Consider the following 16,975-nt stretch of genomic DNA (forward strand, 5'->3'; position numbering starts at 1 on the left):
GATGTCAGAATGAGTGACATTACAGCAGCACAAACAACTTTACAACAAGCTCAGCATATCGTTTTTATGACGGGAGCTGGCGTTTCGACGCCCTCGGGAATCCCCGATTACCGGTCTAAAAATGGACTGTATACCGAACACCATAACGCGGAATATTATTTAAGCCACGCGTTTTTGGCGGAGCATCCGCTGGAATTTTATCAATATTTACAATCCAATTTATATTATCCAGACGCCCAACCGAATGTGATTCATCAAAAGATGGCGGCACTGACTCGGCAAGGGCGGGCCAGTGTGATTACACAAAATATTGATAATTTATATGGGGTGGCTAAAACGGCTCAGCTCGTTGAATTTCACGGTAATCTCTATCAGGTTTACTGCACCAAGTGTGGTCAGCATGTCGATTGGCATGAGTATTTGAAATCCCCTTACCATCAGACAGACCATGGCTACTTACGGCCTAACGTGGTGTTGTACGACGAGGGGATTGCGAGTGCCAATATCGAACGGGCAGTTCAATATTTACAGCAGGCTGACCTAGTCGTTATTTGTGGGACCTCGTTTCGGGTGTACCCGTTCGCCGGCCTAATTGACTATCGTAATCCGAAGGCTCAAGTGCTTGCAATCAATGCGGAACCGCTCCAGTTGCCATTTGCATTTACGATGGTGCAACAAGATGCGGTCGACTTCTTCGAGGGGGTGCAGGTCTGATGATAACAATTGGCTTAACAACTTGGACGGAACACCCTAGTTTACTGGGTGGTACTGAAAAGCTGACCTTAACTGAATATTCGGGAGTCCTACCAGTCGTCGAAGTGGACACGCCATTCTATGGTATTCCGAAAGTGACGACGGTCGCGAAGTGGCAAAAGGCCGTCCCTGATAAGTTTCAGTTTATTTTGAAAGCAAATCAGGTGATGACGCTGCATGACACTTATGACGAAGGGGTCTCGATGGATGCGCTAAAGACAGCTTATCGGGAATACCGTGCGATGCTCAAACCGTTAACGCAGCACCAGCAATTAAAAGCGGTGCTCTTCCAATTTCCGCCGTTTTTTGAACGGTCGAACCGCAACTTCCATTACCTACAACGGATGGTCGAGTGGTTACCCGGTGTTCCAATCGCAGTCGAATTTCGTAACCAGAGTTGGTACGAGGAGAGTGTCAAAGATGCGGTCTTTAGTTTTCTGAAGGATCTGGGGATTACCCATGTGATTGTCGATGAGCCGCACGCTTTAAATGATGGCGTTAGTTTCGAGCCGGTCGTAACGAATTCGAAATTGGCACTCTTACGCTTACATGGTCGTAACCAGCAGGGCTGGTCAGCCAAGGGCGCTAACTGGCGTAGCCAACGGACTTTATATCGGTATAGTGATCAAGAACTAGCTGAATTCAAGCAAACGGTGGAACAGTTACAACAGCAGGCGGACGAGGTTTGCGTCATCTTTAATAATAATTCTGGTGGTGACGCGGCCGATAACGCGATGGCACTCAAAGAGTTGCTAGGCGTTTCGTTTGGTGATTTAGGACCGCATCAACTGGACTTGTTTTAAAATGATTTATGAGTGATTGATGTGATACTTTGCTTAATTGAACGAGTTATCAGTTGAATTACTATGTTGGATCAATACAGTCACTATGACCGTGAACCGTTGAAATTTGGTACTACGGTTGAATATTCTTTAATTGATGAATCATGACAACTAAAAATGTAGCGGTAGTTCGGACATTCAATAATGTGAGCTGCCGCTACATTTTTTGGCACTTACACCTTAGCTAATCAATATGGACTTAGCCATCTGATTTGAAAGCGAACGGTTGGGATACATCATTTGGAAGTAAAGTTAGTGTAAAGTCAAGAAGTAGTTTATGTAAATTCCTGTTTAGTTTTGGTAATAATTATCTCGTTGGTCGTGGATACGATGGCTTGGGACTGCCTTAAAACTAGGCAGTTATAAGTACCTTAATTCATGATTCTTAGGTGAATTAGGGTGATTGAGAAAAGTGCGTGATTAAGATACACTGACTTCAGTTCAAGCAACTAAGTAGTTGCCTGCCACTGTGTGAGTTGCAGATAGTTATGGCAGGTTGAAGTGTTGTTGAGAATCGAATGTTAGGTCATAACAATATAGATTGGGGCGGATTGGGTATGCAACCGGATATTATTTGCGCAAATGGGGTTTTCTGCGCTGATGGAAAAGTCTTATTAACACGGGAATCAAAAAACACAGCTTATTATTTTCCTGGTGGCAAGGTCGGTGTGGGAGAGACGCTAACACAGACTCTGCAGCGAGAATTAAAAGAAGAGTTGTCATTAGTTGTGTCGCCAGATCGGTTTAAGTGGGCCTTCACCCACCGTGGTACGGCCTATAATCAACCGGGAAAAATAGTCGAGTTAAATTGTTTTTTAGTTGCGGGGAGTGGCGCGCTCAAAGTCGACTCGGAAGTTTATGATTATAAGTGGTGTCGGCCGGACGATAGCCGGATCGCGGAAGTCGTTCGTGAAGCGCTGGCCCGATATTCGTGGGTTGTTGAATAATAATAGATTACCAATAAATGACCGGTTAAAATCAACTCGTGATTTTAATCGGTTATTTTGTGGTGGTTGGTTGGGCCATTTGAAGCATGGTGCACAGTTGACTAGTCTGCCACGATCTTTGCGTGTGGAGAACTCTTTTGTTAGTGTTTCTTAATAAACACAGGAAATATGATACAATATAAGAGATTCTACACATTGGCCCAGCAACATGTTATTTTAGACCAAGACGTGTTGTTTGGACGCGTGTGATTTGTTCATGGATTTTAATCAAAGACATGCTTAACGAGTTAATCATAAACCAGTTTGAAGGGAATTTACGTCATGGCAGAAACAAAACCAACTTATTATATTACGACGCCGATCTACTATCCTTCGGGGAAGTTGCACATCGGTAATTCATACACGACAATTGCGTGCGATACTTTAGCACGTTACAAACGTGCGATGGGTTACGATGTTTACTTCTTAACCGGGACGGATGAACACGGCCTCAAAATTGAAGAAAAAGCAGAAAAATTGAACACTGATCCGAAGTCATACGTTGATGGGATGGCAAAACAAATCAAGGATTTATGGCAATTGCTAGAAATCTCTAATGACAAGTTTATTCGGACCACCGATGATTATCATGAACGCGCGGTCCAAGAAATTTTCGATCGGTTACTTAAAAATGGTGACATCTACTTAGGTGAGTACGAAGGCTGGTACTCCGTTGATGACGAAGAATACTTCACTGAAACGCAGCTGGCTGAAGTTTTCCGTGATGATAACGGCAAGGTTATTGGTGGTAAGGCGCCCAGTGGTCATGAAGTCGAACTTGTTAAAGAACAGTCCTACTTCTTTAAGATGAGTAAGTACGCAGATTGGTTGTTAGATTATTATCAAAGTCATCCTGACTTTATTGAACCAGCTAATCGGATGACCGAAATGATCAATAATTTTATTAAACCAGGTCTGGAAGACTTGGCCGTTTCTCGGACGAGCTTTACTTGGGGTGTCCCTGTCAAGAGTGATCCTAAGCACGTCGTTTACGTGTGGATTGATGCCCTGACAAACTATATTACGGCACTGGGTTACGCAACCGGCGACTCTGAAGACTTGTTTAACAAGTTCTGGCCTGCCGATGTTCAAATGGTTGGTAAAGAAATCGTGCGCTTCCATACGATTTACTGGCCAATTATTTTGCATGCACTCGGGTTACCATTACCTAAGAAGGTCTTTGGTCATGGTTGGTTATTGATGAAGGACGGCAAGATGTCCAAGTCTAAGGGTAACGTGATTTATCCTGAAACATTGGTTGAACGTTACGGCTTGGATGCGCTTCGTTATTATTTAGTTAAAGCCATGCCTTATGGTAACGATGGTTTATTCACACCAGAGGACTTTGTGGCGCGGGTTAACTATGACTTGGCTAATGACTTGGGAAACTTGCTGAACCGGACCATTGCGATGATCAATAAATATGAAGATGGTCAATTACCAGCATTCAAAGCCGGTGTGACTGAATTTGACGCTGACTTAGAAGCCACAGCTGCCACGACTATTAAGAACTTCAACGCTTGCATGGACAGCCTGCATTTATCAGATGCGCTGGCTGAAGTGTGGAAGTTGGTCAGTCGGACGAACAAGTATATTGATGAAACGGCACCTTGGCAATTAGCTAAGAGTGACGATGCGAATGATGCTGATAAGTTAGCCAGTGTGATGGCCCATTTAGCAGCTAGTTTGCGGGTGATTGCTAGTTTGATCAGTCCAGTCATGACGCATGCACCTAAGGAAATCTTTACCCAATTAGGGTTGGACCCAGCAACTTTAGCAATTGCCGACTTACAACTGGCTGATTTGCCGGCTGGTGCACAAGTCGTTGCTAAGGGAACCCCAATCTTCCCACGGGTCGATATGGATGCCGAAGTTGAATTCTTGAAGGGTAAGATGACGAAATCCGACAAACAGAAGGGGCGTAAAGCCATGGAAAACGCGAAACATGAAGCTGAAGTCGAACAAGGCTGGAACCCAGCTGAGACTAATTTGAACCTCACTAAACCAGCGATTACCATTGATGATTTTGACAAGGTCGAATTGAAAGTTGCTGAAGTCATTACGGTGCAGAAATTGAAAGGGGCTGACAAACTCCTACAATTCCGTTTAGATGCAGGAGATGCTGATCATCGCCAAATCCTTTCAGGTATTGCTAAGTGGTATCCAGAACCCGAAGAACTGATTGGCAAGAAGGTTATCATCGTTGGTAACTTAAAGCCACGGAAGCTTCGTGGTGAAATGAGCCAAGGCATGTTACTGTCAGCAGAACACGACGGTCAGGTGCAATTAATTACGGTACCAGATAATATGGTAAACGGATCATTGATTTCGTAAAAACTAAATGTTGAATAAAAAATCGGGCGCACTGACTAGTGAGCTCGATTTTTTATTTGTAATTCAATTGTTATTTTAGTTGTTTTTGACAAATGGGTTAATCTCCCGTACAGTAGTACGAACAAGAAATGAGGTGAGAACATATGAAGTATGAACAGATTCTCGTATGCGTCTCCGTAGATGGAAAAGGACGTTTTTCCGCAAATTAATTAAATTTAGGAGACTTAATTAAATGAAAAACGTCCAAAAACAAGTGCCATCATTATTACTGTTAATCACATTAGTGGGTTTTCCACAAATCAGTGAATCAATTTTTACGCCGATCTTGCCAGCACTCAGTCAGGCAATGCACGTTAGCGCCAGCCACAGCCAGCTAACCATGAGCAGTTATTTTGTGGCTTTTGCAGTTGGGGTGCTCTTCTGGGGGCAATATGCTGACTATCGCGGGCGCCGTGATGCCATGTTAGGTGGATTAGCCTTTTATTTGATCGGTAACTTAGGGTTATATCTGAGCCCGAGCTTTACTTGGTTATTGGTTTGCCGCTTGATCCAAGCTTTCGGTGCTAGTGCTGGTTCGGTTGTGACACAGACTATCATGCGTGAGAGCTTTACGGGTGTTACTGGTGCAAAAATCTTTGCTAAGGTGAGTGCGGCCATGGCACTATCGCCCGCCCTCGGGCCACTCATCGGAGGTGGCGTCCAGACTGTGTTCGGCTATCAGCATGTCTTCTCGGTCTTGATCATGATGGCAGTCGTAATACTGCTGTACGCAGGGTGTTGCTTGCCAGAGACTCGACCAAGAACGGTCAAAGTGGCCTCTTGGCGGCAACAAAGCGTTGTCGTTTCACGGTTATTGCACGATCCCGTGGTCTGGTGTTACGGCCTATTGATTAGTGGTATTAATGGTATCTTGTTTAGTTATTACGCTGAAGCGCCGTTTATTTTTGAAACGCACTTCGGCTTTAGTGCTGTGCAATACGGTAGTCTCGGTTTAGTCTTAGCCGCGGCCAGTCTGCTGGGCGCATTGCTAGTGAATTGGCTTGTCAACTATTGGTCACCAATACAGGTCGCTTTAAGTGGCTTAGGATTGAGTTTGGTAGCGGCAGTTGGCTTGGTAATGACCGCTGTTGGCAATCACGTCATTGGGATGCTGATTGGGATTTTTCTAGCCTTCTTAGGTCTGAACATCACCTTACCAAACGCGTTGAATCGTGCTTTGATTGGCTATGAAACGGTGATGGGGAGTGCCAGTGGCTGGTTTAGCCTGGGTTATTATCTACTAGTGAGTGTGCTAACTTACTTAATGAGTTGGCTCCACCACGGTAGTATCGTGACATTGCCCGTATACATGTTAGGCGTGGTCGTCGTGATGACGGTGGTGTATGCGGGACTGTATTGGCGGCGTGTACGTCATTAATTTTGCTTGAAAGCCTGGGGAAACCCAGGCTTTTTGTTTTAGAATTACCGTCTTCTTTTCCGAAAACTTGCGTCCCATGGTAAAATCAACTAAGATAACAAAAGTCGAAAAGGGGTTATTACATGCGGATTTTTGATTCTCATACCCATTTAAATAGTGAAGAATTCATCCAGGAAGTGCCACGTTACTTACAACAAGCGGCCGACCTTGATGTTACGCGGATGGCAATCGTTGGTTCGAATACACAACTGAACGCCGATGCGATTAAACTGGCGGAAACGTATCCTCAGTTAGTCGCGATTGTTGGTTGGCACCCGGAAGATGCCAAAAACTATGATCAGGTGGCTGAAAAGTTGTTGATTGAACAAGTCCAACATCCGAAAGTCGTCGCGTTAGGTGAGATTGGACTGGACTACCATTGGGATACGTCGCCACAAGACGTTCAGCGGCAAGTCTTTGCCCGCCAAGTCGCCATTGCTAAAGAGATGCAATTGCCAATTTCCGTGCACAATCGTGATGCTTTCGAAGATACCTATAAGATCTTGAAAGCAGCTGATATTCGTGACACGGGTGGCGTCATGCATAGCTTTAATGGTGACCCTGAGTGGCTCAAACGGTTCTTGGACTTAGGTATGCATATTTCCTATAGTGGTGTCGCATCATTTAAGAATGCGCGTGAAGTCCATGAATCCGTCAAGCAAACGCCACTAACGCAAATGCTGGTTGAAACGGATGCCCCTTATCTAACGCCGGAACCATACCGGGGAAAGCAGAACGAACCCGGTTACACGCGGTACGTTGTTGAAGCAATTGCCAAGTTACGTGAAACGACGCCGGAAATTATAGCGGCCCAAACTTATCAAAATGCAGAGGAATTTTTTAAGATTGAAAAAGATTAAAGAAGTAATTGTGGTTGAAGGGAAAGATGACACGAAGCGTCTCGCCCTAGCTGTCGATGCAGATACACTTGAAACGAATGGCTCGGCGATTTCCGAAGCCACCTTAGCCCAGATCAAAACGTTGCAGGCCAGTCGCGGCGTGATCGTGTTCACCGACCCAGACTTTTCCGGTGAACGTATTCGGAAGACGATTTCGGCGGCTGTTCCGGGTGTCAAGCACGCCTTTTTGCCCCGCAAAGCTGGTGTACCAACTAAGGCTGGGGGGAGCCTGGGCGTTGAACACGCGAGCCCAGCGGCGATCCAAACTGCACTCGCCCATCTATATACGGAGCAAATCGACGAGCCCCAACAGTTAATCAGTCACCATGATTTGATTGCGGCGGGCTTACTAGCTGGTCCCACGGCACGTCAACGACGCGAACAATTGGGTGAACGTTTAGGTATCGGATACGTCAACGGCAAACAGTTGTCCAAACGGTTGCAACTATTTCAAATTCAGCCAGCTGATTTTTGGGCGGCTGTTGACCAACTAACCACAGAGGAGAAATGATGAGTAGAGATTTAGATATTGCGAATCCCGCCCGCACACGGGCAATTATGCATACGTACGGGTTACAAGTTAAGAAGAGTTTAGGACAGAATTTTTTAACTGATCAGAACGTGTTACACAACATTGTTGCCACTGCTGACATTGGAACCAATGATAACGTGATTGAAATTGGCCCTGGGATCGGGGCACTGACTGAGTATTTGGCACGGGCTGCCCATCACGTTTTGGCTTTTGAAATTGATGACCGGTTACTACCGATTTTGGATGAAACGTTGGCTGACTATGACAACGTAACGGTCGTTAACCAAGATATTTTGAAGGCTGATTTAGCCGCGATGATCAGTGAACATTTAGATGACGAGCGGCCGTTGAAGTTAGTCGCCAATTTACCGTATTATATTACAACGCCTATTCTGATGAACATTTTGGCGGGGGACGTTGCTTTTGAAAATATTGTTGTGATGATGCAAAAGGAAGTTGCCGACCGTTTGGCAGCTGAACCGGGTACGAAGGCGTACGGTGCGTTAACGATTGCTGTGCAGTACCGGATGGCTGCTGAGATGGCGATGGTCGTTCCCCGGACGGTTTTCGTGCCGTCACCGAATGTCGATTCTGCAATCGTGAAATTGACGGCATTGCCACCGCGGACACACGTGCCATTTGACGAAGCAGCTTTTTTCAAGGTCGTTAAAGCGGGCTTTGCGCACCGTCGGAAAAATCTGTGGAATAATTTGCAAAGTCTATTTGGTAAACAACCTGAGACGAAGACGGCCATTCAACAGGCTCTTGATATCGCGACAATTGATCCTAAGATTCGTGCCGAACGGTTGACGGTCGATGAATTTATTACATTGACGGATGCATTACATCAGGCTGACTTACTTTAAGTTATCTATGCTTATAAAATGGTTGCACATTAGAAAACCTTGTGATATAATATTGACTTTTTTGTGAAAAGCTAGTATAGTGTCTTTCATGAGGAGGATTCTCAATGCCAATTTCACTAGCTGCAATTAAAGATAAACTTGACTCACGGATCGGCCAACGCATGAAGGTCGTTGCCCAGGCTGGCCGTAAGAAAACAACTGAACGCCACGGTATTTTGAAAGAAACTTATCGTTCGGTGTTCGTTGTGGATTTAGATCAACAAGAAAACGCATTTGAACGGGTCTCCTACAGTTATACTGATGTTCTGACAAAGAACGTTCAAATCGCTTTTGATGATGAAACAACTGAAGCTTAATTCGCGTCTCGTGAATTCTCAATATTAAGACCCCCAAGCAAGGTCTTTTTATTTTGCCTTGATATTAGTATAATTGTATCAAAGTAAGTCAGCGACCCCGGGTAATCGCGGTCATGGAAGAGGGTGAGACGCGTGCAGATCGTTGAAAAAGCACCGGCCAAAATCAATTTAGGACTGGATACCTTATTTGAACATCCAAATGGGGATAAAGAGTGGGACATGGTGATGACGTCGGTCGATCTGGCCGACTATGTCATGTTAGAATCATTGCATACGAACCGAATCGAAGTGGTCACCGATAGTGGCTTTTTGCCGAATGATCGCCGTAACTTAGCTTTTCAAGCGGTGAGCGTTTTAAAACGGTATTGTCATGTTGATCGGGGTGTCCGTATCAAAATAAGAAAGGCCATTCCGGTAGCGGCTGGTCTAGGAGGCGGCTCATCTGATGCCGCCGCTGTTTTACGGGGCTTGAACCGGATGTGGAATCTCCACTTGGACTTAGCCACGTTAGCACGTTTGGGATTGCAAGTAGATTCAGATGTGCCATACTGTGTCTACAGTCAGACGGCCCACGTGACGGGAAAAGGCGATGTAGTCACCCCGCTACCTAAGTTGCCGCCGATGTGGATTATTCTCGCGAAACCGAAAGTCAGTGTGTCAACGCCAAATATTTTGCGGCAGGTCAATTACGAGCGTATCGACCAGCATCCCAATATTGAGGCCTTGTTGACTGGCATTCAACGGCAGGATTTTGCGAAGATTTTTGCGAATATGGGCAACGTTTTGGAGCCAATTACGGCAAAACGCTACCCCGAGATTTTACAGATTAAGCGGCAATTGTTAACGTTTGGGGCGGATGCGGCCCAGATGAGTGGTACCGGACCAACTGTTTTCGGTGTGTGTCGCAAACAATCGCGAGCGCAACGAGTGTATAATTCCTTGAAGGGTTTTTGCCGGGAAGTATACCTTGTGCGGCCAGTTAATTTAAATGAACATTAGACCGCAGTAGTCCGCCGTGATGGTGGACTTTTTTTATTGATACGGGGTTGAATGAGCCGAGTCTCTAGTTTACTGCCACGGTTAAATGGTAGCGCTGAGCCATTTGCTATCACGACCTGTGTCCAGCCAGAGATGGTGTGGTAGTGCAATTGGCACAGGAACGCGAGTAGCCGCGGCTTTGCTTGCAGATTGACACACGAAAATGATCGTTGCTTTCACCGTGTAATCGTTTATTCAGACAACGCAATCTCTTTTTGTAAGCAATTTATGCGCGTTTATGATTAAATAAGGAGTAACGGAGGTGTTCGGATGAAGCAGTCGACAAAATTTGGATTGAAACTGGCGGGCGTCGTTGGTGCTGCAACTTATGCGGGAACGTTACTTGGTGGCTTAGCGGCGTATCAAGTCGCGATGCACGTGAGTGACGCACAGAAGCAGCGGGGCCGCGAACGTTCGCGGGCAGAAAACACTGAAATTGAGAATTTTTGGTATTTCAAGCAGCCTAAACAGCAGTGGATGATCCAGTCCTTTGATGGGCTGAACTTAGTCGCAACATATATCCCTAATCCGAAAACAATTGGCCGCTTGGCGATTTTGGCGCATGGTCTAGGACATTCGCGCGAACAAATGATTCCGTATGCGCGCATCTTTATGAGCTTGGGATATGACGTCTTGATGCCTGATGCTCGGTCATTTGGTGATAGTCAAGGCCATACGATTGGTTATGGTTGGCTAGACCGACTAGATTATGAACGTTGGATTACGATGGCGCTTAGTCAATTAGGTCTGGATATTGACATCGTATTGATGGGAATTTCGATGGGGGCCGCCACGGTCATGGCGACTAGTGGTGAGCTGTTACCGGAGAATGTTAAAGCTATTGTGGAGGATAGCGGTTATGCGGATCTTTATGATGAAGCGAAGTTCAGACTGACTCATAAGTTCCACTTGCCAGCCTATCCGATTATGCCGGTGGCGAATCGCTTAGCGCACGTCCGCGCGGGCTATGGGTTTAAGGATGGCCGGATTCTGCAACGGGTGATTGATGGTGGGTTACCGATCTTGATGATTCATGGTTCCAAGGATCAGACGGTGCCTGTCCGCAATGCACATACCTTGTACGACCAGTTACCACAACAAAAGGGCCTGTATATCGACCCCGATGCTGGTCACGTTGAAGCCATCCGAACGCACCCGGATCGCTATCAAGAAGTGTTGGATGAATTCTTGCATGAGCAGGCGGGGTTGGCTTAAGCACCTTAAATTAAAGTAATGATAAACATGAATTGACCGTGTTTTACCGGCTTAACGGTAAAAACGGTCTTTTTTTTGCAATCTCGTCTTAGTGATAAGCGCATTCAACTAGTGGTCAAGGTGTTATTTGATTAGGCCCCCGATGATTGCTGCAGCTGGTAATGATTACGGCATTTTGAACTCAGGTATTGACAAATCACCGCATTCAGGTAAACTAAAATAGTAATCATTACGATTTACTTTAATTTAGAAAGTTGGGGTAGTGTTATGACGGAACCGTTAATTGCCGTCCAACACCTTGGAATTGGCTTTCCAAACAACCAGGTGTTTAAAGATTTGAATTTTAACATTGAACAAGGTGACTTTTTGACCGTGATTGGTGAAAATGGGGTGGGGAAGACCACTTTAATTCGCGCCTTGCTTGGCATGCTGAAGCCAACAGCCGGTCAAATTAAGTATTATCCGAATAAAAAAGCTATTAAAATTGGCTACGTGCCCCAATTTCGCAACTTAGACCAGGAGTATCCGTTAACGATTGAGGACTTTGTCGGGCTGAACCTAAAAGGGTGGCAGCCGTGGCTGTCTCGAGCTGAACATCGTCAGGTAGCGACAGCATTAGCCGTGACCAATTTGAAGAAACTCCGTCAGCGACCACTTGGGATGGCTTCTGGTGGTGAAAAGCAGCGGGCTTACTTAGCACAAGCAATTGTGCAACAACCGCAGCTATTAATTTTAGACGAATCGACGGCTAGTCTGGACAATGAAATGAAGTATGAATTGTTGGACCTCGTTCAGAACTTAAACCAAACTAGCAACATTACCGTCTTCTTTGTGACGCACGACTTGCCATTAGCGAAGCAATACGCCAAACATTATCTGGCCTTAAAGCCCGGCCACCAGCAATTTGGCAATATCGCTGATATGTCGGTAGAGCAATTAAAGGAGGCCACTAATGTCAATGTTTAGCTTAGTATTTATGCGAAATGCCTACTTAGCAGGAACCTTTATTGCAATTATTTGTGGGACGATTGGCGTTTTCGTGATTGCCCGGAACCTCTCATTTCTGACACACACACTGTCTGAAATTGGGTTTGCCGGTGCAGCCTTCGGGATTTTTATGGGCTGGACCGCGTTGAGTGGGATGCTGATTTTTACCGTGATTAGTTCGGTCATCGTGGGGCAGATGAGTGTGAAACAATCACGACGCGAAGCCTCGATTTCTGCAATTTCCGCTCTGTTTATCGGCTTAGGGATTCTATTCCTGTCGTTATCTAATCAAACTTCGAGTTATGCGACGAGCATCCTGTTTGGGAGTGTGATTGGGATTGCCAGTGCGGATGTCATCCGGGTCGCAATCTTATCGGCCATCGTCCTATTCGTGATGTTGGGCTTGTACCGGCCACTCAAATTTGATTCCTTCGATGCGATTGGCGCCCGGGTGAGCGGCTTATGGACGACCGGCATCTCAGTGGTCTTCTTGGTACTCGTTGCGATGAGCGTCAGCGTGGCTGCCCAAATTGTGGGGTCATTACTGATCTTTATCTTACTCACGTTACCAGCAGCGGCAGCGCGATACTTTGTCCATACGGTTAGCAAGATGATTTTTCTAGCGATTGGTTTCGCGTTGATTGGGGTTTGGCTGGGGCTGTACTTGAGTTACGTCACGAATTTACCAGTCAGTTTCTTCATCGCTGCAATCGAGTGTATCTTCTACTTTGCCGCGCTGGGTTATCAGCGGTTGCGCGTTGGTAGTTAAGCTGTTGATACCATTACTGATAATCAAAAAAATTGTGTGGGGCAGTTATCTGACTGTCACTGATAAGCAAGCTTTCAAGTGGTTAACGACTTCTTGAAAGCTTTTTTGTTGTACCGACTGAGTTGTACACCCGTTGCTGTTATTTATGGGTGATTTTGATGACTGATTTGGTCCATTCTAGTTTATTGTTCTCAAATTCGTCCATTATTAGGTGTACTGACCAGAATATTGGCAAACATATTAAGAAATTCCGATGGTTTAGTAAAAAAATGTGAAAAAATTAGCTTATTTCCGAACGTTTGTGTTATCATTTTGCATAGACTTTAAAAATGAGAGTTAGGTTGAGGTGGAAGTTATGAAAGTACGTAGAAGCGAACGTTTAATAGATATGACGCGCTATTTGTTGGAACGTCCCCATACATTAGTTTCATTGACATACTTCGCGGAACGGTACGCATCCGCAAAGTCGTCAATCAGTGAAGATTTAACGATTTTGAAGAAAGTATTTCAGGCCCGGGGAACAGGAATCTTGGAAACCATTCCCGGTGCTGCTGGTGGTGCGCGGTTTATTCCTTATATTTTAAAGGAAGAGGCCCAAGAATTTATTGACGAGATGACCACCAAGGTTGCCGACAAGAGTCGGGTGTTACCGGGTGGCTATGTTTATTTATCTGATATTTTAGGCCAACCAGATATTTTGCGCCAAGTGGGTCGGGTGATTGCGACTCAGTACTTGAATCAAAAAATCGACGCTGTTATGACCGTTGCAACTAAAGGAATTCCGATTGCCCAAAGTGTTGCGACTTATTTAAACGTGCCGTTTGTGATTGTCCGCAATGATTCTAAAATTACGGAAGGCTCGACCGTTAGTGTGAACTATGTCTCGGGTTCTTCAGAACGGATCAAGAAGATGGAACTTTCCAAGCGAAGCCTAACGGAAGGCGCCAACGTGCTCATCGTGGATGATTTCATGAAGGGCGGCGGCACAATCAACGGGATGAAGACCTTGATTGAAGAATTTGATGCTAATTTAATTGGCATCACCGTTTTTGCCGAAGCCAGTTTTGTTGGCAATCGTTTAATCGATGACTACACGTCGTTATTACGAGTAACCAACGTGAGTGATAGTGACAAGGCGATTAAAGTCGTTGCTGGTAACTATTTGGAGAAGGTTTTCGGTGCGGAAGTCTAGCCTGGTGTGTTATCCAGACCAGTTTTTTGATATGATGGACTTATCTGAGGACTAAGGAGTAATTTGTAATGACAACCAAAAATGCAATCATCATGGCCGCTGGTAAAGGGACCCGGATGAAATCCAAGCTAGTCAAAGTATTACATCAGGTCTGTGGCAAATCGATGGTCGACCACGTCTTGACCCAAGTTGAAGCCACCCACATGGCAAATATCGTGACCATTGTAGGCCATGGTGCCAAAGATGTGGAAGCAGCCTTAGGCGACCGAACTGAGTACGCGGTTCAAACGGAACAATTAGGAACCGGTCACGCAGTATTACAAGCCGAATCGCTCTTAAAAGATGCGGATGGGATGACGCTGATCGTCAGTGGCGACACACCCTTATTTAAAGCTGAAACTTTTGAAGAATTATTTGAATATCATCAAGCTAAGGGTGCTGCTGGCACGATTTTAACGTCCAAGGCACCTAATCCTCGAGGCTACGGCCGGGTTGTTCGCAATCGGTTAGGCATCGTTGAAAAGATTGTAGAACAAAAGGATGCGACTAAGGAAGAACAAGAAATTCATGAAATTAACACGGGAGTCTACTGCTTCGATAATCAGAAGTTGTTTGCCGCCTTACATGAAGTGACCAACGATAATGCACAGGGCGAATATTATTTGACTGACGTGATTCAGATCATGAAGAATCAGGGTGATGTGGTCGCCGCCTATCAAATGGATGATTTTGATGAATCAATGGGGGTAAATACCCGTGCAGCTCTAGCCCAAGCAACCAAAGTGATGCAACAACGGATCAACGCGCAGCATATGGAAAATGGGGTTTCAATTATCAACCCTGACGATACCTATATTGATGCGGGCGTTAAGATTGGTGCTGATACGATTATTGAACCAGGCGTCTTGATCAAGGGCCATACGACAATTGGTGAAGATTGCTTCATCGGCGCGCACTCCGAGATCCATGACATGGTGATTGAAGATCGTGTTCGGGTGACGGCTTCCTTCTTGGAAGATTCCATCATGCACGCCGACAGCAACATTGGCCCGTATAGCCATTTGCGGCCGCAAGCTGAGATTGGTGAACACGTCCATCTTGGTAACTTTGTCGAAGTCAAGAAGGCTAAGATCGGTAATCGGACCAAGGTCGGCCATTTGACTTATGTTGGTGACGCAACGTTAGGTCAAGATATTAACGTTGGTTGTGGCGTGGTCTTCGTTAACTATGACGGAGTCAACAAGCACCACACGAATGTCGGCGATTCCGCCTTTATTGGTAGTAACTCGAACATCATTGCGCCAGTTGAAGTGGCTGACCACTCGTTTATCGCGGCTGGTTCGACCATTACTGATGATGTTAACTTCCATGATATGGCAATTGCCCGGGCACGTCAGACGAACAAGCCTGACTTCTGGGGTCGCTTACCACATGAACCAGAAAATATGTAATTACCATCATTGATGATGAATTCAGAGACCATCCCAGTGCGCTGTTGCTGGGACGGTCTCTTTTTGTGTGCGCAGCAGCCTGACCTGTCACGTCATAAGGCGCTATTGGTCTGTTAAATCGGCTTCGACTGGGTCAATTCGGATCAACCGAGTGATTTTAATTGAGCTATGAAATTGGTATAATTGGCGAGGAGTTAAAGGGATGGAAAAGTTTGGAGGCATTGGGATGCAGACAAAGAAGTGGATTCGCGGCCTTGTTTGTGGGCTGGCGTTGCTTGGTGGTTGGAGCTTAGCACTACCAGTACACGCAACTAGCGTTAAAAGTGAGCAAACAGCCGTTAAAAGCATCGCGCAACGTGATTTGAAATCGCTAGGCGGACGCTGGTCAGTCAAGGTGACCCGATTAGGCCGGCGAAAGCTAACTGTGCAGACGGGAAACCAGCGTGTGACCCGGCAACGTTCCGCTAGTACGATCAAAGTTTACGTCATGCTGACGATTTATCGGCGGGTCCAACAACGAAAGTTACGGCTAACCCGGCAAGATCAACGTGATTTAAAACTAATGATCCATAATTCCGACAATAACGCGGCGAACCGCTTGATCAAACGTGCGGGGGGCTTCAAGGCCGTTAATACGACCATTAAGCATTATCGATTCAAGCAAACGGTTTTACAACGGTACATGCTCGATACGGATGCACTGCGCCGCGGTCGCGACAATTACACGTCGGTGACGGACCTGACCCGTTTTTTAACGCTGACATATCAACATAAGCTATTAGGCAAAGCGTATGATAAGAAGATGCTGAACCTACTCAAGGGCTGTCGCAACCACAGCAAGCTACCATACTTAGTTAAACACGCGACGGTCTATAATAAGACTGGTGAATATCCGGACAAGGGCGTCCAAAACGACGCGGCCATTTTTAAGACCAAACAAGGCACTTATAGCATTGTCGTCATGGCTCAGAATGGCCAGCAGTACCAACAATATCAAGGGATGAATCGCTTGGGGCGCGATGTCGTGACTTATTTAAATCAACACCGCTGAGTGTGTTTAGATAACTGAATAGTCTAGTAGATTTCATACGCACGTCTTATTCCGACTCTCGGGCCTGGCTGTTTTTGAACTTAAGAAAGGGCAGCGGTTAAGCACCGCTAAGAACATAACTAGTACAATGTGCGTGTTAGTAACGATTACAGCTGATAGCGGTCTCATTAACTGTGATTGTTCGGAAATTGGCGCTCACGAAACTTTAATCTTTAATCACGAAGGGGCGTAGATTGCCGAAAGTCGTG

16 protein-coding genes are annotated in these 16,975 nt (G+C 45.7%); all 16 read left to right on the forward strand.

Features of this window, described 5'->3' with window-relative positions:
• Positions 1-9: 9 nt before the first annotated feature.
• The 16 genes from V7R88_RS01750 (at position 10) to V7R88_RS01825 (ending at position 16,727) form a co-directional block, all read left to right on the forward strand.
• Positions 10-714: an NAD-dependent protein deacylase gene (locus V7R88_RS01750; protein ID WP_003642011.1), complete on the forward strand. Its 705-nt coding sequence runs from the start codon at positions 10-12 to the stop codon at positions 712-714.
• Entirely contained in the window at positions 714-1,556 is an 843-nt protein-coding gene (locus tag V7R88_RS01755; protein WP_003642012.1) for a DUF72 domain-containing protein, read from the forward strand. Before V7R88_RS01750 ends, V7R88_RS01755 begins: the two co-directional genes overlap by 1 nt.
• Positions 1,557-2,152: 596 nt before the next feature.
• Positions 2,153-2,542: an NUDIX hydrolase gene (locus V7R88_RS01760; RefSeq protein WP_003646492.1), complete on the forward strand. Its 390-nt coding sequence runs from the start codon at positions 2,153-2,155 to the stop codon at positions 2,540-2,542.
• Positions 2,543-2,863: 321 nt separating this feature from the next.
• The gene (metG, locus tag V7R88_RS01765) at positions 2,864-4,915 is read left to right on the forward strand and encodes a methionine--tRNA ligase (protein WP_003643823.1); all 2,052 of its coding nucleotides are present in this window, start codon (positions 2,864-2,866) and stop codon (positions 4,913-4,915) included.
• Positions 4,916-5,147: 232 nt separating this feature from the next.
• Positions 5,148-6,332 carry a multidrug effflux MFS transporter gene (locus tag V7R88_RS01770; protein WP_114648409.1) on the forward strand — a complete coding sequence of 395 codons (1,185 nt, stop codon included), beginning with the start codon at positions 5,148-5,150 and terminating at the stop codon, positions 6,330-6,332.
• A 122-nt stretch (positions 6,333-6,454) separates the two neighbouring features.
• Entirely contained in the window at positions 6,455-7,231 is a 777-nt protein-coding gene (locus V7R88_RS01775) for a TatD family hydrolase (RefSeq protein ID WP_069137150.1), read from the forward strand.
• The gene (rnmV, locus tag V7R88_RS01780) at positions 7,218-7,781 is read left to right on the forward strand and encodes a ribonuclease M5 (RefSeq protein ID WP_063723569.1); all 564 of its coding nucleotides are present in this window, start codon (positions 7,218-7,220) and stop codon (positions 7,779-7,781) included. Before V7R88_RS01775 ends, rnmV begins: the two co-directional genes overlap by 14 nt.
• The gene (gene rsmA / locus V7R88_RS01785) at positions 7,778-8,668 is read left to right on the forward strand and encodes a 16S rRNA (adenine(1518)-N(6)/adenine(1519)-N(6))-dimethyltransferase RsmA (RefSeq protein WP_021356650.1); all 891 of its coding nucleotides are present in this window, start codon (positions 7,778-7,780) and stop codon (positions 8,666-8,668) included. The genes rnmV and rsmA overlap by 4 nt, the downstream gene beginning before the upstream one ends.
• 104 nt (positions 8,669-8,772) lie before the next feature.
• Positions 8,773-9,024 carry a Veg family protein gene (locus tag V7R88_RS01790; protein ID WP_003642020.1) on the forward strand — a complete coding sequence of 84 codons (252 nt, stop codon included), beginning with the start codon at positions 8,773-8,775 and terminating at the stop codon, positions 9,022-9,024.
• Between the two features lie 132 nt (positions 9,025-9,156).
• Entirely contained in the window at positions 9,157-10,023 is an 867-nt protein-coding gene (ispE, locus tag V7R88_RS01795; protein WP_045352037.1) for a 4-(cytidine 5'-diphospho)-2-C-methyl-D-erythritol kinase, read from the forward strand.
• A 309-nt stretch (positions 10,024-10,332) separates the two neighbouring features.
• A complete protein-coding gene (locus V7R88_RS01800) occupies positions 10,333-11,277 on the forward strand; it encodes an alpha/beta hydrolase (protein WP_064775097.1) in 945 nt (314 codons plus the stop codon).
• A 267-nt stretch (positions 11,278-11,544) separates the two neighbouring features.
• The gene (locus V7R88_RS01805) at positions 11,545-12,243 is read left to right on the forward strand and encodes a metal ABC transporter ATP-binding protein (RefSeq protein ID WP_003642023.1); all 699 of its coding nucleotides are present in this window, start codon (positions 11,545-11,547) and stop codon (positions 12,241-12,243) included.
• Positions 12,236-13,033, forward strand: coding sequence for a metal ABC transporter permease (locus V7R88_RS01810; RefSeq protein WP_063723574.1), 798 nt, complete (start codon positions 12,236-12,238; stop codon positions 13,031-13,033). The genes V7R88_RS01805 and V7R88_RS01810 overlap by 8 nt, the downstream gene beginning before the upstream one ends.
• A 355-nt stretch (positions 13,034-13,388) precedes the next feature.
• Entirely contained in the window at positions 13,389-14,225 is an 837-nt protein-coding gene (gene purR / locus V7R88_RS01815; protein WP_003642030.1) for a pur operon repressor, read from the forward strand.
• A 68-nt stretch (positions 14,226-14,293) separates the two neighbouring features.
• A complete protein-coding gene (gene glmU / locus V7R88_RS01820; RefSeq protein ID WP_114648410.1) occupies positions 14,294-15,676 on the forward strand; it encodes a bifunctional UDP-N-acetylglucosamine diphosphorylase/glucosamine-1-phosphate N-acetyltransferase GlmU in 1,383 nt (460 codons plus the stop codon).
• Positions 15,677-15,902: 226 nt separating this feature from the next.
• Positions 15,903-16,727, forward strand: a complete 825-nt coding sequence (locus V7R88_RS01825) for a serine hydrolase (protein ID WP_063731296.1) — start codon at positions 15,903-15,905, stop codon at positions 16,725-16,727.
• Positions 16,728-16,975 lie beyond the last annotated feature (248 nt).

Source organism: Lactiplantibacillus argentoratensis (assembly GCF_037290055.1).
GTDB lineage: Bacteria > Bacillota > Bacilli > Lactobacillales > Lactobacillaceae > Lactiplantibacillus > Lactiplantibacillus plantarum.